The 20,373-nt window shown below is 73.2% G+C and carries 16 protein-coding genes; 8 read left to right on the top strand and 8 right to left on the bottom strand.

What is annotated here, in order from left to right; all coding sequences use genetic code 11:
• The first annotated feature begins 101 nt into the window (after positions 1–101).
• From ACH4K1_RS11265 to ACH4K1_RS11250, 4 genes are all read left to right on the top strand, one after another.
• Positions 102–1,079 carry an SMI1/KNR4 family protein gene (locus ACH4K1_RS11265; protein ID WP_228990913.1) on the top strand — a complete coding sequence of 326 codons (978 nt, stop codon included), beginning with the start codon at positions 102–104 and terminating at the stop codon, positions 1,077–1,079.
• Positions 1,080–1,084: 5 nt separating this feature from the next.
• Entirely contained in the window at positions 1,085–3,607 is a 2,523-nt protein-coding gene (locus ACH4K1_RS11260) for an SUKH-4 family immunity protein (protein WP_398088565.1), read from the top strand.
• A gap of 298 nt (positions 3,608–3,905) precedes the next feature.
• A complete protein-coding gene (locus ACH4K1_RS11255) occupies positions 3,906–4,811 on the top strand; it encodes a cellulose-binding protein (protein ID WP_398088563.1) in 906 nt (301 codons plus the stop codon).
• A 249-nt stretch (positions 4,812–5,060) separates the two neighbouring features.
• The gene (locus tag ACH4K1_RS11250) at positions 5,061–6,212 is read left to right on the top strand and encodes a cytochrome P450 (protein ID WP_398088856.1); all 1,152 of its coding nucleotides are present in this window, start codon (positions 5,061–5,063) and stop codon (positions 6,210–6,212) included.
• 109 nt (positions 6,213–6,321) lie between these two features.
• On the opposite strand, the gene ACH4K1_RS11245 is transcribed toward ACH4K1_RS11250, so the two are convergent.
• The 5 genes from ACH4K1_RS11245 to ACH4K1_RS11225 form a co-directional block, all read right to left on the bottom strand.
• Entirely contained in the window at positions 6,322–7,638 is a 1,317-nt protein-coding gene (locus ACH4K1_RS11245) for a cytochrome P450 (protein ID WP_398088561.1), read from the bottom strand.
• Positions 7,635–8,249, bottom strand: coding sequence for an ATP/GTP-binding protein (locus ACH4K1_RS11240; protein ID WP_073771266.1), 615 nt, complete (start codon positions 8,247–8,249; stop codon positions 7,635–7,637). Before ACH4K1_RS11240 ends, ACH4K1_RS11245 begins: the two co-directional genes overlap by 4 nt.
• Positions 8,230–8,586: a DUF742 domain-containing protein gene (locus ACH4K1_RS11235; protein WP_398088560.1), complete on the bottom strand. Its 357-nt coding sequence runs from the start codon at positions 8,584–8,586 to the stop codon at positions 8,230–8,232. The genes ACH4K1_RS11240 and ACH4K1_RS11235 overlap by 20 nt, the downstream gene beginning before the upstream one ends.
• Positions 8,583–9,083 (bottom strand): roadblock/LC7 domain-containing protein, encoded by a 501-nt coding sequence (locus tag ACH4K1_RS11230; RefSeq protein WP_398088558.1) that lies wholly within the window; start codon positions 9,081–9,083, stop codon positions 8,583–8,585. The genes ACH4K1_RS11235 and ACH4K1_RS11230 overlap by 4 nt, the downstream gene beginning before the upstream one ends.
• 114 nt (positions 9,084–9,197) lie before the next feature.
• Positions 9,198–11,354 (bottom strand): ATP-binding protein, encoded by a 2,157-nt coding sequence (locus tag ACH4K1_RS11225; protein ID WP_398088556.1) that lies wholly within the window; start codon positions 11,352–11,354, stop codon positions 9,198–9,200.
• A 760-nt stretch (positions 11,355–12,114) separates the two neighbouring features.
• On the opposite strand from ACH4K1_RS11225, the gene ACH4K1_RS11220 reads away from it, so the two are divergent.
• Positions 12,115–12,837, top strand: coding sequence for a 3-keto-5-aminohexanoate cleavage protein (locus tag ACH4K1_RS11220; RefSeq protein WP_398088554.1), 723 nt, complete (start codon positions 12,115–12,117; stop codon positions 12,835–12,837).
• Here the strand turns inward: ACH4K1_RS11220 and ACH4K1_RS11215 are convergent.
• The 3 genes from ACH4K1_RS11215 to ACH4K1_RS11205 form a co-directional block, all read right to left on the bottom strand.
• The gene (locus ACH4K1_RS11215) at positions 12,818–13,210 is read right to left on the bottom strand and encodes a VOC family protein (RefSeq protein ID WP_398088552.1); all 393 of its coding nucleotides are present in this window, start codon (positions 13,208–13,210) and stop codon (positions 12,818–12,820) included. The two genes, ACH4K1_RS11220 and ACH4K1_RS11215, sit on opposite strands and share 20 nt — an antisense overlap.
• Positions 13,207–13,500, bottom strand: a complete 294-nt coding sequence (locus ACH4K1_RS11210) for an ArsR/SmtB family transcription factor (RefSeq protein ID WP_398088550.1) — start codon at positions 13,498–13,500, stop codon at positions 13,207–13,209. The genes ACH4K1_RS11215 and ACH4K1_RS11210 overlap by 4 nt, the downstream gene beginning before the upstream one ends.
• Before the next feature lie 78 nt (positions 13,501–13,578).
• Positions 13,579–15,111, bottom strand: a complete 1,533-nt coding sequence (locus tag ACH4K1_RS11205) for an MFS transporter (protein ID WP_398088854.1) — start codon at positions 15,109–15,111, stop codon at positions 13,579–13,581.
• A 917-nt stretch (positions 15,112–16,028) separates the two neighbouring features.
• On the opposite strand from ACH4K1_RS11205, the gene ACH4K1_RS11200 reads away from it, so the two are divergent.
• The 3 genes from ACH4K1_RS11200 to ACH4K1_RS11190 all read left to right on the top strand — a co-directional run bounded on the left by ACH4K1_RS11200 (position 16,029) and on the right by ACH4K1_RS11190 (position 20,355).
• Positions 16,029–16,550, top strand: coding sequence for an ATP-binding protein (locus ACH4K1_RS11200; RefSeq protein WP_398088549.1), 522 nt, complete (start codon positions 16,029–16,031; stop codon positions 16,548–16,550).
• Positions 16,551–16,984: 434 nt separating this feature from the next.
• Positions 16,985–17,773 (top strand): ABC transporter ATP-binding protein, encoded by a 789-nt coding sequence (locus ACH4K1_RS11195; protein WP_398088547.1) that lies wholly within the window; start codon positions 16,985–16,987, stop codon positions 17,771–17,773.
• A complete protein-coding gene (locus ACH4K1_RS11190; RefSeq protein WP_398088545.1) occupies positions 17,770–20,355 on the top strand; it encodes an ABC transporter permease in 2,586 nt (861 codons plus the stop codon). Before ACH4K1_RS11195 ends, ACH4K1_RS11190 begins: the two co-directional genes overlap by 4 nt.
• Positions 20,356–20,373: the final 18 nt, after the last annotated feature.

Genomic DNA, 20,373 nt, shown 5'->3' with positions numbered 1-20,373 from the left:
GTGGATGTGACCGTTGGTGACGGTACCGGCGGAGCCGGGGGGCCCTGTCGTCCCACCGCTTAGGCTGTGCGCAACACCGGACGCAGCAGGGGGCAACAGCCATGACGACAGGTCGGCTCGGGCAGCAAGCCGCGCCACCGAACGCCGCCTACGCCGGGCAGGTCGTGAACTTCCCGGACCCGGTCCGGGCGTCCCGCCACCCGGGAGGGGTGCGGATGGACGGGGGCGGCCGCCCGGTGTTCTCGCCGTACGCGCGCGCCGCGGCGGAGATCGCCGATCCGCCCCCGGGCTTCGGTGTCGATGAGCTGCGCCTGACCGATTACGTGTCGGCGAACGCGGCGATGGCGGCGGCCGGGCACGAGCTGTGGGACACGATTCCCGCGGTGGCGACCCCGCACGGCTGGACGTGGCACCACGTGCCGGGTGGCCGGCGGATGGAGCTGGTGCCGGTGGAGGTGAAGGCGCTGCTGCGTCATCACGGCGGGCTGGCGGGTACGGACGTGGACCAGGACCGGCGCGGTACGCGCCCGTTGCAGGAGACCCGTCCGGCGCACTTCCGGCTGCCGAAGGGGGCGGTGGCGGTGAGCGAGCAGCAGGTGCAGGGGGTCGAGGAGGACCTCGGGTACCGGCTGCCCGGCGCGTACCGCTCGTTCCTGAAGGCGGCGGGCGGTTCGGCCCCGGTGGGCGCGGCGTTGGACGCGGAGCTGGGGCTGCTGGTGGACCAGCCGTTCTTCACGGTGCGCGACGAGGCCGCGATGAACGATCTGGTGTACGTGAACAAGTGCCTGCGGGACCACTTCACCAAGGACTACCTGGGTGTGGCGTTCGTCCAGGGCGGGATCGTGGCGGTGAAGGTGCGCGGTCAGCGTCCGGGTTCGGTGTGGTTCTGCCCGTACGACGATGCCCGGGACCGGGACGGTTGGAGTGTCCAGGAGCGCGTGGAGCGGCTGCTGCTGCCCTGCGGTGAGGACTTCGACGCGTTCCTGCAGCGGCTGGCGGGCAACCCGCCGGAGCTGGAGACCGTGGCGAACCTGATGGTGGACGGCGGCTTCGCGCGCGTCGTCCCGGTGGAGGGGTGAGCGCGGTGGTGACTTTCGCGCAGGCGCAGGAGCGGGCGGACGAGTGGGTCAACGGGGAGGTGCCCGCGTACCAGCACCGTGAGGTACGGGTCCGCGAGTTCGAACTGGGTTTCGTGGTGTGGGCCGAGGACCGGCCGGAGGGACCTGTCTCGGACGGGGGCCGTCAGCGGCTGGTGATCGCCCGGGACAGCGGTGAGGCGACGTTGTGGCCGGGGCTGCCGGTGGGCGAGGTGATCCGGCGGTACGAGGAGGAGTACGGGGTCGCGGCCGGTGCGCCGGAGGCCGCGCCGGAGCCGCCGCAGCGGGTGGATCTGAACCAGACGTCGTTCCTGTTGACGCCGCCGGAGTGGCTCCAGGAGGCGGCTGACAAGCTGGGGATTCCGGATCACCGTGCGGAGCGGGGCGGGGCGGAGTCCGCGGAGCCGTCCCCGTCCCCGGAGCCGTCCCCGTCCTCGTCCCCGTCCCCGGCCCCGGCTTCGACCGGGTCCTCGTCGGCGCCGGGCGGGGCGCCCGGGGCGGGGGGAACGCCTCCTCCTTCCTCCGCCGGCGGCTCCGCGGCGTCGTGGCCCGCCGCCGGCGGGGCCGAGGGCTACGAGCCCACGGCCTCGGACGGGGTGCCCGCCGGGGCGACCCCCTGGGCGGGTACGGACACCAATTCCGACTCCGACGACGGGGCGGTCCCCCTGCCCGCGACGGTGTTCGCACCGCCGCTGTCGGGGTCGGACGACGAGGAGGCCCCGCCGCCGGTGGTCCCGGCGGAGGCGCCCACCGCGCTGATGGCGGGGGGCAGCCGGCTGCCGCGTACGCAGGTCGCGCCGGCGCTCCGGCCGGACGAGGGGCCCCCGGCGGCGGACGACATCGCCGACGCGGCCACGAGCAAGGCCGCGGTGCCGCCGCGCGGGGCGCGCGGGGGCGGCCCGTCCACCCCGCCGCCGCCCGGCGCGCCGGGGGTTCCCGGCATGCCGCCTGGCGCGACGCCGCCGCCGTCGGGCCCGGGCGCGCCCGGTGCTCCGGCGGGCGGATACGTACCGACGCAGCTGGTCTCCCAGCTCGGGCCGCCCGGGGCCGCCCCCCCGGCCCCGCCCGGTCCGCCGGGCGCCACGCCGCCCCCCGGCCCGCCGGCTCCGCCCGGGCCTCCCGGCGCCACGCCGCCTCCGGGCGGCGGGGTGCACCATGCCGCGACGATGCTCGCGGACGGGAGCAGCATCGGCGCGGGCGTTCCGGGCCCGCCCCGGCCGCCGGGCGCTCCGGGGGCCCCGCAGCCGCCCGGCCCGCCCGGAGCCCCGGGCGCGCCGCAGCCTCCCGGCCCGCCGGGCCCGCCCGGTCCGCCGCCGGGCGCCACGCCGCCTCCGGGCGGCGGGGTGCACCAGGCGGAGACGATGTTCGCGGCCCCGGGGCAGGTCGGTCCGCCGGGAGGTTCGCCGGGCGGGGCCCCCGGTTCCGTACCGCGGCCGCCGGGTCCGCCCGGTCCGCCGCCGGGCGGGCCCCTGCCGCCGCCCGGTGCGCACACCCCGCCGCCCCCGGCGTACGGCTATCCGCAGCAGCCGACCGGTCAGCCGACCGTGGGCCCCGGCTACCAGGCCGTGCTGCGGTTCCGGGCGCCGGACGGCAGCGAGCAGCAGCTGATCCGCCGCTCGGCGCCGGGAACCCCGCACCCCGAGTGGCAGATGCTGCACGAGCTGCGGGCGATGAACGTGCCGCCGCAGCAGGTCATCGAGCTCCACACGGAGCTGGAGTCCTGTGAGCTGCCGGGGGGGTACTGCGCGCGGATGATCAGGGAGACCTGGCCGCAGGTGCGGATCACCAGCGTCGCCCCGTACGGCACGGACCACGCCAGTCGGCAGCAGGGGATGCAGCACCTGCTGACGCACCAGGGCGAGCTGCACCAGGTCGCGGACGGCCCGGCCCGGCCCGCCCCGGTGCGGGCGCCGCTGCCGCAGATGCCGCCCGCGCCCGCGCTGCCGCCGGAGGCGGTGGCCGAGGAGCTGGTGCAGGCGTTCGGGCCGCAGGGCGTCCTCCGGTTCGACCAGCGGGCGGTGTCCCGTCAGGGGGTGCCGGAGGTCGTGGCGCGGACCCTGGTGTGGGCGGGGCTGCCCGCCGATTTCGGGCCGTTCTTCTGGGCGCAGCCGGGGCAGCCGGTGGTGCCGACCCTGGCCGAGCTGGCGGCGCAGCGGCAGGTGCAGGCCGCGCCGGACGCGGGGTCGTACCTGGTGATGGGTACGGACTTCGGCAAGGCGGTCTGCGTGCAGTACGGGACGGCGAACATCGTGGCCGTGCCGGTGGAGGCGGGGCCGGGCGGACAGTCGGCGCCGCCGCAGTTCGTGAACACCGGCCTGCCGGAGTTCGTGCGGTCGATGGCGCTGCTGGGCCGGATGTGGCGGCTGCGGTTCGGGTTGAATCCGGAGCAGGCGGGGCGCTGGACCGTCGATTTTCAGGCACAGCTGGTGGCGTTGGACCCGGCGGCGCTGGCGTCGCCGGAGAGCTGGTGGTCGGTGCTGCTGGAGCAGATGTGGGACGGCCTGATCTGACGGTCCGGCGGTCCGTTCCGGCGGCTCGATTCCGTCGGTCTGTTCGAGGCGCCCGGTCCCGGAAGGGGCCGGGCGCCTCGCCGTGTGCGGGGCCGGTGCACCGGTGATGCCGGTTCGCCCGGATCTGTGATGCCGATCGCTTCCGGCCTGAATGGCGCTGATCGATTCCGACTTCCGACACGAATTGCCGCATCCTTGACGTATCGCGGGGTGTCGTGATCGTGATCCGGCGGTGCGCGCCGGTGGGTCTGTGGATGTGCGGGTCGGTGGGTCGGTTGCTCGGAGAGAGGCTTCAGGGATGAGTGCTGGACCGGTGTCCGCGTACGACGTCGTCGGGTTGCGGGGGCGGGGTTACCGTCCCGACCAGGTGGACCGGGCGACGGCCGAGCTGACGGCCGAACGGGACCGGGCGCTCGCCGAGGTCGCCCGGCTGACGGACCGGGTGGAGGAGCTGGGGGCGGAGGCGGCCCGGCTGGCGGAGGCCGTGGCGGCTCTGCCCGTGCAGGACTACGCGGAGCTGGGGGAGCGGGCGCAGCGGATTCTGGCTCTGGCCGAGGAGGAGGCGCGGGCGCTGGAGGCCGAGGCGCTGGAGGCCGGCCAGGCGTTGCGGGACGAGGCCGAGGCGGCGGGCCGGGCGGCCGGGGAGGCGGCGCGTGCGGCGGCGGCCGAGGTGCGCGCGGCGGCCGGGCTGGCGGCCGAGGAGCGGGTGGCGGCGGCGGTCCGGGAGGCGGAGGGCCTGCTGGCTGCGGCCCGGCAGGACGCCGAGGAGGTGCGGTCGGCGGCGGCCGCGGCGATGGCGGAGACCCGTGAGCGTACGGCGAGCGTGCTGGCCCACCAGGAGCAGGAGCACGCCGAGCGCCGCAAGGCGGTCGAGGCGGAGCTGGCGGCCGAGGAGGCGGCGCTGGAGGCCCGGCACGCGGAGCTGACCGGGCGGGCGGAGGCGCTGCTGGCGGAGGCGGGCCGGAAGCTCGCCGCCGCGCAGGAGGCCGCCCGGCACGGCCAGGAGGACGCGGAGGCGCGGGCGGCGGAGCTGCTGGCCGAGGCCCGGGTCCGGGAGGAGCGGGTGGTCCGGGAGACGGAGCGGATTCTGCGGGAGCACGAGGAGGGCCGCGAGGAGGTCCAGGCCCACATGGCGCATGTGCGCAGCTCCCTGGCGGCGCTGACGGGGCGGGTGACGTCGTCGGGCGAGGGGGCGGAGGACTGAGCGGCTCGCGCCCGGGCGGCGCGCCCCCGGAGGGGTGGCCGCCCTTCCGCATCGGGTGCTCCGATGCCGGAGCCGGGCCGGTCGCAACGGGCGGCAACCCTTGACGAACACGTGTTCCGGGGAACAGATGGAAGCGTTCAGTTCACACGTATCCATTTCCCTGTTCAGCTGGGAGGGTTCATGTCGGTCACCGTGCCGGACATTCTGTCGCCCGAGTTCGAGAGCGACCCGTATCGGGCATATCGCAGCATGCGGCAGGACACGCCGCTCCTGTGGCACGAGGCCACCAGGAGTTACATCGTCTCCCGTTACGAGGACGTCGAGCGCGTCTTCAAGGACAAAGCCGGTGAATTCACCACCGAGAACTACGACTGGCAGATCGAACCGGTGCACGGGCGGACGATTCTCCAGCTCAGCGGGCGCGAACACGCCGTGCGCCGGGCCCTGGTCGCGCCCGCTTTCCGGGGGAGCGACCTGCGGGACAAGTTCTTGCCGGTCATCGAGCGCAATTCGCGCGAATTGATCGACGGGTTCCGGCACTCCGGCTCCGTGGATCTGGTCGCCGACTACGCCACCCGCTTTCCGGTGAACGTCATTGCGGACATGCTGGGGCTGGACAAGTCCGACTACGAACGTTTTCACGGGTGGTACACGGCCGTCATCGCCTTTCTCGGAAACCTCTCCGGAGATCAGGACGTGGCACGGGCGGGCGAACGCACCCGCGTCGAGTTCGCCGCCTACATGCTGCCGATCATCCGCAAGCGGCGCGAGGAGCCGGGTGACGACCTCCTGTCGACGCTCTGCACCGCGGAGGTCGACGGCGTCCGGATGAGCGACGAGGACGTCAAGGCGTTCTGCAGTCTGCTGCTGGCGGCCGGCGGGGAGACCACCGACAAGGCCATCGCCGGGATCTTCGCCAACCTGCTGACCCACCCCGAGCAGTTGGAGGCGGTCCGCGCCGACCGGAGCCTGATAGCCCGTGCCTTCGCCGAGACCCTGCGCTACACGCCCCCGGTGCACATGATCATGCGGCAGGCGGCGTCGGACGTGGAGCTGAGCGGCGGCACCGTACCGGCGGGCTCCACGGTGACCTGCCTGATCGGGTCCGCCAACCGGGACGAGGAGCGCTACCGGAACCCCGACACCTTCGACATCTTCCGCGAGGACCTGTCCGCCACGAACGCCTTCTCGGCGGCGGCCGACCACCTCGCCTTCGCCCTGGGCCGGCACTTCTGCGTGGGCGCCCTGCTGGCCAGGTCCGAGGTGGAGATCGGGGTGGGCCAGCTGCTGGACGCCATGCCGGACCTGCGGCCGGCGGACGGCTTCGACCCGGTCGAGCACGGCGTCTTCACCCGGGGACCGCAGAGCCTGCCGGTCCGGTTCACGCCGGTCTCCGGCTGACCGGCCCTCCCCTCATCACGCCCCTTCGCCCGGGGACGAAGGGGCGTGGTCTGCCGCACCCGCGGGCGAAGAGGTGTGGTCCGCCGCCCCGGCCGAAGGGGCGCGCGTCCTACTGCGCCACCGGGCTGAACTGCACCGGAAGCTCCGAGAGCCCGCGCATCCAGATCGACGGCCGCCAGACCAGCTCCTCGGGTTCGACCGCCAGCATCAGGTCCGGCAGGTGCTCCAGCAGCGTCTCCACCGCCGTACGGGCCATCACGTCGGCCAGCAGCGGGGCGGGGTAGGGGCAGCGGTGCTCGCCGCTGCTGAACGACAGGTGCGCGGAGTTCTCCGCCCCGACGTACGACTCCGGCCAGATCTCCGGGTCGGTGTTGGCCGCCGCGAGACCCAGGACCAGGCAGTCGCCGGCCCGGATGTGCCGGCCGCCGAGCTGGGTGTCCCGCACGGCCCACCGGCCGATGAAGTTCTGCGTCGGGGTGTCCAGCCACAGCACCTCGTTGAGCGCCTCGCCGACGCTGAGCCGGCCGCCGGAGACGTTCACCGCGAAGCGCTCGTCGGTCAGGAGCAGCCGCAGCGTGTTGCAGATCCAGTTGGCGGTGGGCTGCTGGGCCGCCGCGATCACCGAGATCAGGTCCTGGACGATCTCCTCGTCCGTGAGGCCCGCCTCGTGCGTCACCATGCGGGAGGTGACGTCGGGCCCGGGGGCCGCCCGCTTGTCCGTGACCAGTTGGCGCAGCCGGTCCCCGACCCGCCCGTACGCGGCCACCGGGTCGTCCCCCTCGTCGGCGTCCAGCGAGATCCGCAGATCGTCCACCAGCCGCTGGGTGTCCTCGCCCGACACCGGCATACCGCACATCTGCACCACCGCCCGCATCGGCAGGGCGTGGACGTAGCTGTGCATCAACTCCGTCCGGCCGCTGCCGGAGAAGCCCGCGATCAGCCGGTCCGCGATCCGCCGGCAGTCCCGCGCCAGCTCGAACTGGTCCACGCCCTCCAGGGCTTCGGTGATGACCCCGGCCCTGCGCCGGTGCTCGTCGCCCTCGGTGAACAGGACCGACGGCTGGTACCCGACGAACGGCAGCAGCGGCCAGTCCGGCGGAATGCTGTCCCACTGGTTCCAGCGGCGCGAGTCCCGCGCGAACAGCTCGTCGTGCGTGGTGACGTAGGACAGCTCGGAGTAGCCGAGCACCAGCCAGGCCGGGACGTCCCCGTCCAGCAGGACCGGCGCCACCGGCCCGTGCTCCCGCCGCAGCGACCGGTAGAGCTCGGTGGGCGTCTGCTGGTACGAGGCGCCGGCGAGGCGCACGGCACCGGAGCCGACCGGGCAGCCGGGGGCGGGAGCGGGGTCGGCGGGGGCTGTGGGGCCGGGGCCCGGGTCGAAGGACGAGCCGAGGGCGAAGTCGTAGGAGGGATCGGAGGTGGTCATGGTGTCGTCTCCCGGGCGATGGCCATCGTGCGCAGATGGTCGACGAGCGTGATCAGTACGTTCTTGCTGGACTTCCGGACCCGGGCGTCGCAGTCGACCATGGGGACGTGCTCGGGCAGCGCCAGGGCTTGACGGATCTCGTCGAGGGAGTGGGCGACGTCGTCGTCGAAGCGGTTGACCGCCACCACGAACGGGGTGCCGTGGTGCTCCAGCCGGTCGATCGCGTACCAGGAGTCGTCCATCCGGCGGGTGTCCACCAGGACGACCGCGCCGAGCGTGCCGGAGAACAGGCGGTCCCACAGGAACCAGAACCGTTCCTGCCCCGGCGCGCCGAACAGGTACAGCACGATCCGCTCGTTGAGGCTGATGCGGCCGAAGTCGAAGGCGACCGTGGTGGTCGTCTTGCCGTCGACGCCGCTCGTCTCGTCGACGCCGACGCCCGCCTGCGTCATGACCTCTTCGGTGTTCAGCGGCCGGATCTCGCTCACCGAGCGGACGAGCGTGGTCTTGCCGACGCCGAACCCTCCGACGACGACTATCTTCAGGCCGGTCTCGGCCGCGTCGGCCAGCGGTGTGCGCTGGGCCGGCAGTTCACAGCTTCCGGAGACCATGGAGCACCTCCATCAGCAGTTCGGAGTCGGGCAGTGCGGCGGCCGAGGTGGCCGCGCGGGGGTGGCGGGCGGTGATCCGGCCCATGACGTGGAGGTCGTCGAGGAGGATGCGCACCACGGTGACGGGCAGGCCGAGTTCGGCGGCGATCTCCACGACGGCGGTCGGGTGCGTGCACAGGTCGAGGATGCGCGCGTGCTCCGACTGCATGCCGGTGGTGGGCCGGCACTCGCTGACCACCAGGGTCACCAGGTCGAAGGAGTCCGCGGCCCGGCTGCGGCCCCCGGTGACCGTGTAGAGCCGGTCGGGGGCGCCGGTGTCGACGGGCCGACGGGTCACGACTCCCTCCCCGGGGACGTGCCGCTCCCGGGTGACGTGCCTCCCGGGGCGGCGCCCCGGGGCACGGGGCCGGTGCCGCGGTGCCGGGGGGAGTGAGGCGCGGCGGCCCGGGGCGCGGCGCGCAGGTGTTCGCCGATCTGCTCGACCATCTGCGTCATCTGGTTCCCCACGATGCTGGGGTCGGCCTCTTCCGTGGCGACGACGGCCAGATGCGCCCCCTCACCGGCCTCGACGATGAAGAGCAGGCCGCCGTGGAACTCGGTCATCGAGTGCCGTACGCCGCCGGAGCCGTCGCCGAACTCGATGGAGGCCCCCTGCGCCAGCGCCTGCATGCCCGAGCAGATGGCCGCCAGTTGGTCGGCCTGGTCGAGCGTCAGGTGCTCGCTCCAGCAGAGCTTGAGCCCGTCGCGGGAGAGGGCCAGGGCGTGCCGCGTACCGGGGGTCTGGTCGAGCAGCCTCTGCAGGAGCCAGGTGAGGCTGTTGTCTGTGGTCTGCATGATGAGTGACGGGACCGTGACGCCGGCGGGCGGCCGACGGCCCGTACCTCCAATCTCGGATGATCGAGCGAGCGCGTCCGGCGGACCGGACACCGTGCGGATGGGCGTTCCGGGCTACGGCGCGGACGGCGGCGGTACGGTCCCGGCGTCCGGCTCGTCGGCGCCCCCGGCCCCTGTGCTTTCGGCGTTCCGGGCGTTCCGGGCGTCCGGCTCCTCGGCGGCACGGGGACCGGGCCGCCTGCCCCGGTGGAAGGCCCCGAACTGTTCGCCCGCGCTGCGGGGAGGGACGGCCCGGGGGGTGTCGCCCCGGGGGCCCGCGGAAGCGGTGGGGTCGGGCGCTCCACGGTGGCGGCCGCGCTCGGCCTCGCTCATGGTGCGGCCGGGCGTGCGGACGGGCAGTCCGCCGGGGGTGGAGGCCGCCGCGGGACGGAGGGCCGCCGGCGGCTCGGCCGCACGCGGACGGAAGACGAGCCGGTCGTCGGCCGGTGCGGGCGACGCCGGGGCGGCGTGGGCCGGACCCCGGGTCGGCGCCGGGGCCGGACGCTGGGGAATCCCCTGGCCCGGCGCCCGGGCCGGTCCCAGGTCGAGTCCGTGGGCGGGCGTTCGCGAGGCGTACGGGGCCGACGGGGGCGCGAAGGGGGCGTCGCCGGGCGCGGCGGGAGCGTCCGGCGGCGTGGGAGCCGCGGGGGCCGGGACGGTGTGGACGTCCGGCGGCGCGGGTGCGGCGGGCGGCGTCGCGGGGGCCCTGTCGGCCACGGGCGACGGCTCGGAGGCCGGCGGGAGTTCGGGCGAGGGCGCTGCGGGGGCCGCGGGCGCGGGAGCGGGCGTGGCCGCGCGGGACGGCGACGCGCCCGCGGAGACGGCGGCGGGGGCCGGGTGGCTGTCGCGTGCCTCCTGCGCGATCAGGTGCCTCGGCAGCAGGACGACCACACCGGTGCCGCCCCGCGAGGACGGACGGTAGTTGACGCTGATGCGGTGCTTGAGCGCGAGCCGTCCCACCACGGCGAGGCCGAGGCGCGTGCCCTGGAGCGTCGCCAGGTCGGTCAGCCGTCCGGCGACCGAGTCCGCCGCGCGCCGCATCGCCGCATCGGCCATCTTGAGGCCGCTGTCCTCGATGGTGACGACGACTCCGGTGCCGCGCTCCTCGACGTAGACGTGCACCTCGTCGATGGGCGGCGAGAAGTTCGCGGCGTTGTCCATGAGTTCGGCCAGGAGGTGCATGACGCCCTCGGCCGCGAAACCGGCGATGGAGACGTTGGACGAGCAGTGCAGCCGCACCCGCTGGTAGGCGGCGATACGGCCGACCGCGCCGCGCAGGATGCTCTCCATCACGATCGGCCGGTTCCAGGCGCGGCTGGGACGGCCGCCCATCAGCAGCGCCAGCCGGTCGGTCATCAGACCGAGCTGCGAGGTGCTGTGGTCCAGCTTCAGCAGATCCCCGAACACCTCTTCGCCGTGACGTTCCTGCATGGTGCGCAGATCGGCGAGCATGCTGACGGACTTCGCCTGGACGCGGCTGAGCGCCTTGGCCGACGCGGTCTGCGCGGCGAGAGCACGGCGTTCGCTGAGCGCGAGCTCCCGGATCACGGCCTCGACGGAGGCGCGCAGCAGCCGCTGCTCGGGCAGGTACACCTCGGCCTGCACCGTGGCACCGGACTCGCCCTCGCGGAGCCGGGCGACCGCGGTCGGCAGCGTGTCGCGGGTGAAGCGTTCCACCTCGGAGGTCAGCGCGTGCAGTTCCTCGCGGAGCCGCGCGTTCTCCGCGCCCATCTCGTCGTGGACCCGCGTGCTGTCGGCGCGCAGCGCGGCCGTCTGCCGCTCCTGCCCCTCGACGGTGGTGGCGAGGAGGTGCAGCAGCTTGCGCTGGCGGGGGCTGCGCGGCAGCGGGATCTGGGCGAGCGCGTCGGCGGCCTCCGCTCCGCCGCGTACCAGCTGGATCAGGGCGGGCAGCGCCACGTCGGCCGTGTGCGCGGTGTCCGTTTCGAGCGCGGCCAGCGCGGCCTTGAGCTGTTCGGCCTCGTCGGCGCGGGCGGAGGCGGCGCGCTGGGCGCGGCGGGTGCCGCTGTGGGCGGTGGCGAGCGCGACCGCCAGGACCACCCAGGCGGTGAGCACCACCGCTCCCACCCAGCCGCGCGCCCCGGACGGGGCCAGGACCACGGCCACGGCTCCGGCGACGGCGGTCACGGACAGCGTGGCCACCAGGGGCGCCGGCGTCGCCTTCGGCGCGTTCATCGGCCGCCGCCGCTGACTGGCTGGTACGGGTTTCGGCATGGATGCGGTCCCTCAGATCTACCGAGCGGAAGGTATGCGAAAGATGTGCGGCCGCCCCGAAAAGGCGCAGATCGCCTGGGCACAACGGAATCGGAGCAAGCGGAAGCAATCTTTCCTGTCAGGGGTTGACCACATCGTAGACATGCTCCTGCGGCGGATGATCCGGTCGACGGCATAGTCCGTAGGCAGAGTGATTTTGACGGGAAGTGGTCAGCAGGATGCGGCTGTTGTGGTATTCGCGAGGCGGCGTGCGGCGATGGCGGGCCCCGGGCGGGAAGAGGCCGCCGGGAAATGGCCCGGGCAGGGGCGATAGTCGGCCGTGCGGCCTCGGCAGGGAAGTGGTGACGCGTGAGCGGGCCGCGCCAGGGATTCCTTTTCGGCCAATCTGAAAAACCTTGCCGGATCATATCGGTCAGCGCTGTGGACCGGTACCTCCGCAATGGCACCGGTACATGCGTGGTGACACCAGTAAACGGAACGGCGCCCCCGCTTCCGGGAGAGCGCCGGAAACGCGTCGGCGGAGCCGGCCGTCGAGGTGGTGGGGGCGGGAGTCCGGGAATCCGCTCGGGCGGACGGCGGACGGCGGACGGCGGACGGCGGACGGCGGTCGGTGGGGGCGGAGGCGGAGGCCGTCCGGCCGGCCGGGCCCTGCGGTGTGGGCCCCGGGCCTGCGGTGCGGTCCCGGACTTGCGGTGCGGTCCCGGATTTACGGTGTGGGCCCCGGCCGGTGGAGCCGGGTGCGGCCTGTGAGGATGGCTCCATGCTCCAGGTCTGTCTGAACGGCGCCCGAAACCGTGCCGAGTGCGCCCACCTGCCGGTGTCGCCCGGTCAGTTGGCCGAGGCGGCCCGCGAGGCCGTCGCCGCCGGCGCCGAGGACGTCCACCTGCACCCCAAGGATCGCGACGGCCGGGACACGCTGGAGCCCGAGGCCGTCGCCGCCGCTGTGGAGGCGGTCCGGGCGGCGGTCCCGGGCGTCCCGGTCGGGGTCACCACCGGGGCGTGGGCCGCGGCGGACCCCGGGGGCCGTGCCGCGCAGGTGCGGGCCTGGACGGTGCTCCCGGACCACGCCTCCGTCAACTGGCACGAGGACGGCGCCGTCGAGGTGGCCGAGGCCCTCCTGGGCCGGGGGGTCGGCGTCGAGGCGGGCGTCTACTCCGGTACGCCCGCCGCGCGGCGGTTCCTGGAGTGGCCCGGGGCCGACCGGGTCCTGCGCGTCCTGGCCGAGATCACCGAGACCGACCCGCGGGAAGCGGTCCGCGCGGCCGCCCGCCTGCTGGACGACCTCGCGCCGGCCGCCGCGCCGGTCCTCCTGCACGGCGAGGACGCTGCCGCCTGGCCCGTACTCCGCCTCGCGGCCTCCCGTCGGCTGGCCACCCGGATCGGGCTGGAGGACGTGCTCCACCTGCCCGACGGCTCCCCCGCGCCGGACAACGCCGCTCTGGTCGGCGCGGCCCGCGCGATCGTCAGGAGGCGGTCTGCATGATCTGGATCAGGTTGCCGCAGGTGTCGTCGAGGACCGCGATGGTGACGGGGCCCGCCTCCAGCGGCTCCTGGGTGAACCGCACCCCGAGCTTGCTCAACCGTTCGAACTCCGCCCGTACGTCGTCCACGGCGAAGGCGGTGGCCGGAATGCCGTCCTCGGCCAGGGCCGTCGTGTACGGCTTCACCGCGGGGTGCTTGTCCGGCTCCAGGAGGAGTTCGACGCCCTCGGGGTCCTCGGGCGAGACCACGGTCAGCCAGCGGTCCTCGCCGCCGACCGCGACGTCGTGCTTCTTCCGGAAGCCGAGGACCTCCGTGTAGAAGCGCAGGGCCCTCTCCTGGTCGTCGACGAAGACGCTGGTCAGGTTGATTCTCATGGAGTGCTCTCCGGTGCCTTCGGCCCGAGCCATCGGGCGGCGATGTGCTCAAGGGGTTCGGTGTTCAGGTCGTGGAACTTGTAGCGGCCCTCGCGGCGTGTGATGACCAGGCCCGCCGTCTCCAGGACGGCCAGGTGCTGGCTCACCGCCTGCCGGGACAGGCCCGGGCCGTGTCCGGACGCCAGTCGCGCGCATATCTCGAACAGGGTCTGGCTGTTCCGCTCCGCCAGGCCGTCGAGGATGCGGCGTCGCGTGGGGTCGGCCAGGGCCTTGAAGACATCGTCCGCCATACCTCCACCATAGGCAAGTAGAGACTTGCCTATCAAGGCGGGGCGCCGCCGAGGGGCGATGCCGCTTCCGCACGGCGGCTAGGAGGAGGTGTCCTGTCGGCCGGTCGCCCCGGACGGTTCGGGGGCGGCCGCCGTCGCGGGAGTCCCGGGCGACTCCGTGATGACCGGGAAGCGGCGCGGGGCGAGGGTGATCAGGGCGAGCAGGGCCAGGGCCGCGGCTCCGGCGGCCCCGACGTAGACGTGGTCCACCGCCGCGTCCACCGCCCGGCGCAGGTACTCCGCCGCCGCCGACGAGACGGCGTCCGGCTCCTCCAGCGCGCGGGCCACCGCGTCCAGGTCGCCCGGCAGGCCGTCCACCGGGGCGTCGAGGAGGCGGGCGGCCAGGACGCCGTTGGCGATGGCCCCGAAGAGCGCCGCGCCGACGCTCTGGCCGACCTGGCGGCAGAAGAGGACCGACGCCGTCGTCGTGCCGCGTTCCGCCCAGCCGACCGTCGACTGGACGCCCACGATCAGCGGGAGCTGGAAGAGGCCGAGGGCGGCGCCGAGCAGGAGCATCAGCAGCGCGGGGTGCCACGGCTCACCGGGATAGGGGAGGAGCGGGAAGGCCAGCAGGATCAGCAGGGCCGCGCCCATGCCGACGATGGCGGTCCGGCGGAAGCCGATCCGGTTGTAGACCCGGTCGGAGAAGGCGGCCGAGACGGGCCAGCTCAACGTCATCACGGAGAGCACGAACCCGGCGGCTATCGGCCCGAGACCGAGCACCGACTGGGCGTACGTCGGCAGGAAGACGGTCGGCGCGACCATCAGCAGCCCCATCGCACCGAGCGCCAGGTTGACCGAGGCGATGGTGCGCCGCCGCCATACCCAGCCCGGGATGATCGGCTCCGCCGCCCGCCGCTCGATGACGACCGTGAGCGCGGCCAGCGCCGCGCTCGCCCCGAACAGGCCGAGCGAGGGCGCCGAGAACCACGGCCAGGCGACGCCGCCCTGGACGAGCGCCGTGAGCAGCAGCGCGCCGGTCGCGAAGACGGCGAGCGCGCCCGCCCAGTCCACCCGGGGCCGCGTGGCGGGGCGCGGGCGCGAAGGCTCCTGGAGGTGGCGGACGACCAGCCAGAGGGCGACCGCTCCGACCGGGAGGTTGATCAGGAAGATCCACCGCCAGTCGGCGTATCCGGCGAGCAGCCCGCCGGCCACCGGTCCCGCGACCGAGGACGTCGCCCACACCGTGGACAACTTCGCCTGGATGCGCGGCCGTTCCTTGAGCGGGTAGAGGTCGGCCGCGATGGTCTGGATCGTTCCCTGGAGCGCGCCTCCGCCCAGGCCCTGGACGATACGGAAGGCGATGAGCGCGGCCATGTTCCAGGCGGCCGCGCAGAGGAGGGAGCCGACCAGGAAGAGGATGATCCCGGCGATCAGGACCGGTTTGCGGCCGAAGGTGTCGGAGAGCTTCCCGTACAGGGGGAGGGTGACGGTGACGGCGAGCAGGTAGCCGGAGAAGAGCCAGGAGAAGACGGTGAAGCCGCCCAGGTCGCCGACGATCTGGGGGACGGCGGTGGAGACGATGGTGCCGTCGATGGCCGCCAGCGCCATGCCGAGCATGAGCGCCGCCACGACGGGGCGGCGGCCCCGGGGCGTGGTGGTGGCGCGGACGGTGGGCGGGGCGGTGGACGCGGCACGCTCCGGGGCGGGGGCGGGGGCGGGGGCGGGGGTGGGGGCGGGGCCGGTGGGCGTGCTGGGCCCGGGGCGGGTGTGTGTGCCGGAAGCGGGGTTGGGGCCAGGGCCAGGGCCGGGGTCGGGGTCGGGGTTCGTGCCGGTCTCCGCCCTGGGGCCCGGGCCGGGGCTGATGGCCGTGCCCGGGCCGGGGCTGATGGCTGTGCCCGGGCCGGTGCGCCCCTTCGTGCGTGCGCCCGATCCCTTGGCCGTCTCCGATCCCGTGCGCGTGCCCGTGCCCGTTTCCGTGCCCGTTTCCGTGCGCGTGCCCGGGTCCGTGGCTGGTGCCCCCTCCGCGACTGCTTCCGGACCCGCGCTCGGGCCCGGGGCGGCCCCGGCGGCGTCCGGGCCCGCCTCCGCGCCGTCCGTCTCGGCCCCGCCCCTGCTGTCCGTGCCGTCCACCGAGTTTCCTTCCCTATGCACCTATCTCCCGGAGGCACTGTCTCATCCGCGCGCGCGGGAGGGGAGGGGCCGAAGAGGACGGGGCGGTGGCGAGAGGGCGGGGGAGGAGTTCCGGGCCGGGGCGCCGACGCATTCTCGGCGGGCTTTCGGCGTGTCCTGGGTGGAGTGTGGGGAGCCTTCGACAGGTCTTCAGGGGCTCTCCTCGGCGGACGCTTCCACTCCGGTTCGGCCGGCCGCCCCTCCGGGGGCGCCGCGCTCCGCCGGACCTGAGCCGAAGCACGATAGTCGCCACTGGGGCAGGCTTTCTGTCACCGTCTGGTCGGCCTGCCCAGTCGGTGCGGCCTTCTCGCGACCGGTGACACCTGGTCTTGGCGGTTGAGACCACGTGCGTCTCGCACGGCGCTAGCGTTGGTTCCATGATCGTATGGCTCAACGGCACCCACGGCGCAGGCAAGACGACGACCAGTGCCCTTGTGCAGCAGCTGCTCCCGGATTCACGGGTGTTCGATGCCGAAAAGGTCGGCGAGACGCTCATGGACATCAAGCCGGAGCTGCCCTGGACGGGCAACTTCCAGGACTGGCCGCCGTGGCGCCCGCTCGTGGTCGAGACCGCCCGCCACGTACTCGACTTCACCGGCGGCACTCTGGTGATGCCCATGACTGTCCTGGTCGAGCAGTACTGGCGCGAGATCAGCTCGGGCCTCGCCCAGCACGCGATTCCGGTACGGCACTTCGTTCTCCATGCCGACCAGGACACCCTCCGCGGGCGCATCGAGGGGGATACGGACCTCGGTCCTTCCTCATTCCGTCTCGCATACCTCGAGCCGTACGCCGAGGCGGCCCGCACGTGGCTGCACGGTGAGGCCGAGGTCGTCGACACCACGCACCTCACGCCCGCCCAGGCCGCCCTGCAGATCGTGGAGGCCCTCAAGAGTTGAGGCCCGCCCGTCGATCTTCACTCCTGGTGGAACACGGGTTGCTCAAGCATGGGGGACAAGCCGTGTGCCCCACTGGTGACAACGAGGGTGCTTCGGCAGGCCCCATTCGCCCTGTCATCCGGCTCTGCCGGTGACCACTGCTGAGCTTCGGCTCAGAACCGTGCCCCTGACCCGGTGTCCGCCCGGAGGGCGAGTCCCCTAGGGGGCGTCCCCTCATTGCGGCCAGGGCTGGTTCCTCCCGGCGGAGGACGTGGCGGCGGGGGGCGTCTCCTTAACCTCTTCTTACGTCGCCGCTACGGCTCGCCGCAGGGGGGCGGGTGGGGAAAACCCCACCCGAAGACTGCGCTGAACACCATCGCGCCGCGTACGGTCCCGAACCCATAATCGAGCCGTACTGATTGACGTCTCGTCACCGACCGACATAGGAGAAAACCGTGACAACGGCTGTGACCATTCCCAGGCACGGGGGCGCTGGAGGGCGTACGGCCGTCGCGGCGCGAGCGCGGCAGGTCCTCAAGGCGTACGGCACCGGTGAGACCCGGGTCGTCGCGCTCGACCATGTCGATGTGGACATAGCCCGAGGGCAGTTCACGGCCATCATGGGCCCGTCCGGCTCCGGCAAGTCGACCCTGATGCACTGCCTGGCCGGGCTGGACACGGTGACGTCGGGCGAGATCTTCCTCGACGAGACCGAGATCACCAAGCTGAAGGACAAGAAGCTCACCCAACTCCGGCGTGATCGGATCGGGTTCATCTTCCAGGCGTTCAACCTGCTCCCCACGCTCAACGCGCTCGAGAACATCACGCTGCCGATGGACATCGCGGGCCGCAAGCCCGACGCCGCCTGGCTCCAGCAGGTCGTGGAGACGGTCGGCCTCTCCGAGCGCCTCAAGCACCGGCCCACCCAGCTCTCCGGCGGTCAGCAGCAGCGCGTCGCCGTCGCCCGGGCGCTCGCCGCCCGTCCGGAGATCATCTTCGGTGACGAGCCCACCGGGAACCTGGACTCCCGCGCCGGGGCCGAAGTCCTCTCCTTCCTCCGCAAGTCGGTCGACGAGCTGGGCCAGACCATCGTGATGGTCACCCATGACCCCGTCGCCGCCTCCTACGCGGACCGGGTGCTGTACCTCGCCGACGGTTCCATCGTCGACGAGATGCACAACCCGACCGCCGAGCAGGTCCTCGACCGCATGAAGCACTTCGACGCGCGCGGGCGGACGTCATGACCGTCTGGAAGACCTCGGTGCGCAACTTCCTCGCGCACAAGGGCCGGATGGCCCTCTCCGCCGTGGCGGTGCTGCTCTCCGTCGCGTTCGTCTGCGGCACCCTCGTGTTCACCGACACGATGAACGCGACCTTCGACAAGCTCTTCACGGTCTCCTCGCCCGACCTCACCGTCCTCCCCAAGGCCGCCGACGACAACGAGGGGCAGCCCGCCGCCGGCAAGCCCGCCTCCCTGCCGGCCTCCACGGTCCAGCAGGTCGCGAAGACCGAGGGGGTGGAGAGGGCCGAGGGCTCCGTGTACTCCATGGCGGTCACCGTCGTCGACAGCGAGAACAAGAACATGGGCTCGCAGACCGGCGCCCCCACCATCGCGAGCAACTGGACCAAGAACGACCTGCGTTCGATGAAGATCACCTCCGGCCACGCCCCCCGCGGCCCCACCGAGGTGATGATCGACGCCGACACCGCGAAGAAGCACAAGCTGAAGATGGGCGACGAGCTGCGCACCATCGCCGCCACCGGTGACCTCAGGGCGAAGATCAGCGGCATCGCGACCTTCACCGTCACCAACCCGGGTGCGGCCGTCGTCTACCTCGACACCGCCACCGCGCAGAAGCACCTGCTGGGTGCCCCCGACGTCTTCTCGCAGATCCTGGTGTCCGCGAAGAGCGGCGTCAGCGACACCCAGCTCAAGAAGAACGTGGCCGCCGCCCTCGACGGTTCCGGCGCGTACGCCCTCCGGACCCAGAAGGAGGCCGCCGACGCCAACAAGGACGACATGGGGGCCTTCCTGGGCGTGATGAAGTACGCGATGCTCGGCTTCGCCGGGATCGCCTTCCTCGTCGGCATCTTCCTCATCGTCAACACCTTCTCGATGCTGGTCGCCCAGCGGACCCGCGAGATCGGGCTGATGCGGGCCATCGGCTCCAGCCGCAAACAGGTCAACCGTTCCGTCCTGGTGGAGGCGGTCCTCCTCGGCATCGTCGGCTCCGTGCTGGGCGTCGTCGCCGGTGTCGGTCTCGCCGTCGGCCTGATGCAGCTCATGACCGCGGTCGGCCTGGAGCTGTCCACCGGCGACCTCACCATCGTCTGGACGACCCCGGTCCTCGGCCTCCTGCTCGGCATCGTCGTCACCGTCCTCGCCGCGTACATCCCGGCGCGCCGGGCCGGCAAGGTCTCCCCGATGGCCGCGCTGCGCGATGCCGGAACCCCCGCGGACGGCCGCTCCGGTCGGGTCAGGGCCGGGATCGGCCTGGTCCTGACGGCCGCCGGAGGAGCAGCCCTGTGGGTGACCACCCAGGCGGGCAAGGCCACCGAAGGCTCGGTGTACCTCGCCCTCGGTGTGGTGCTGACGCTGATCGGCTTCATCGTGATCGGTCCGCTCCTGGCCGGTGTGGTGGTCCGCGCCCTGAGCGTCGTCGTCCTGCGCTTCTTCGGACCGGTCGGCCGGCTGGCCGAGCGCAACGCCCTGCGCAACCCCCGCCGCACCGGCGCGACCGGCGCCGCCCTGATGATCGGGCTCGCCCTGGTGGCCTGCCTGTCCGTCGTCGGGTCCTCCATGGTGGCCTCGGCCACCGAGGAGCTCGACAAGTCGGTCGGCGCGGACTTCATCGTCCAGGACAGCGGCGCGGGCCGGCCGATCGTGCCCCAGGCCGCCGAAGCCGTGCACGCCGTGTCCGGCCTGGAGCACGTGACGGACTACGCCTTCCTCGGCGCGAAGATCACCGCTCCGAACGGGAAGACGGAGGACAAGGGGATCGTCGCCGCGGACCCGACGTACCGGCAGGACGTCCGCCGCACGGCGCTCTCCGGCGACCTGGCGAAGGCGTACGGGAAGAACGCCATGTCCGTCGGGGAGGACTACGCCAAGAAGCACGGGGTCAAGGTCGGCGACACGATCACCGTCGCCTTCAAGGAGGGCAAGACCGCGAAGCTCACGGTCGCCGCCGTCACCTCCGACGACTCCAATATCGACCGCGGTGCGATGTACACCAACCTCACCACGGCGGCCTCCTACGTCCCGGCCGACCGGATGCCGCAGAACGCGGCCATGTTCGCCAAGGCCGAGGAGGGCAAGGAGAAGGAGGCGTACGCGGAGCTCAAGAGCGCCCTCGCGGAGTACCCGGTCTACGGAGTGCAGAACCAGGCCGACTTCAAGGAGATGCTCAAGGACCAGATCGGCCAGTTGCTGAACATCGTGTACGGCCTGCTCGCCCTGGCGATCATCGTCGCGATCCTCGGTGTGGTGAACACCCTCGCCCTCTCCGTGGTGGAGCGGACCCGTGAGATCGGCCTGATGCGCGCCATCGGCCTCTCCCGCCGCCAGCTGCGCCGCATGATCCGGCTGGAGTCCGTGGTCATCGCCCTCTTCGGAGCCCTGCTCGGCCTCGGACTCGGGATGGGCTGGGGCACCGCCGCCCAGAAGCTGCTGGCTCTGGAGGGGCTGGTGGTCCTGGAGATCCCGTGGCCCACCATCCTCACGGTGTTCGCCTGCTCGGCGCTCGTCGGACTGTTCGCCGCCCTCGTCCCGGCTTTCCGGGCGGGTCGGATGAACGTCCTGAACGCCATCGCGACGGACGGGTGAGCCGGGGGCCCTCCCGGC

Origin of the sequence: Streptomyces sp. NPDC017448 (genome assembly GCF_044330565.1) — a bacterium.
Taxonomy (GTDB): domain Bacteria; phylum Actinomycetota; class Actinomycetes; order Streptomycetales; family Streptomycetaceae; genus Streptomyces.
Note: the sequence above shows the minus strand (reverse complement) of the source record. Positions and strands in the feature narration are given on the sequence as shown.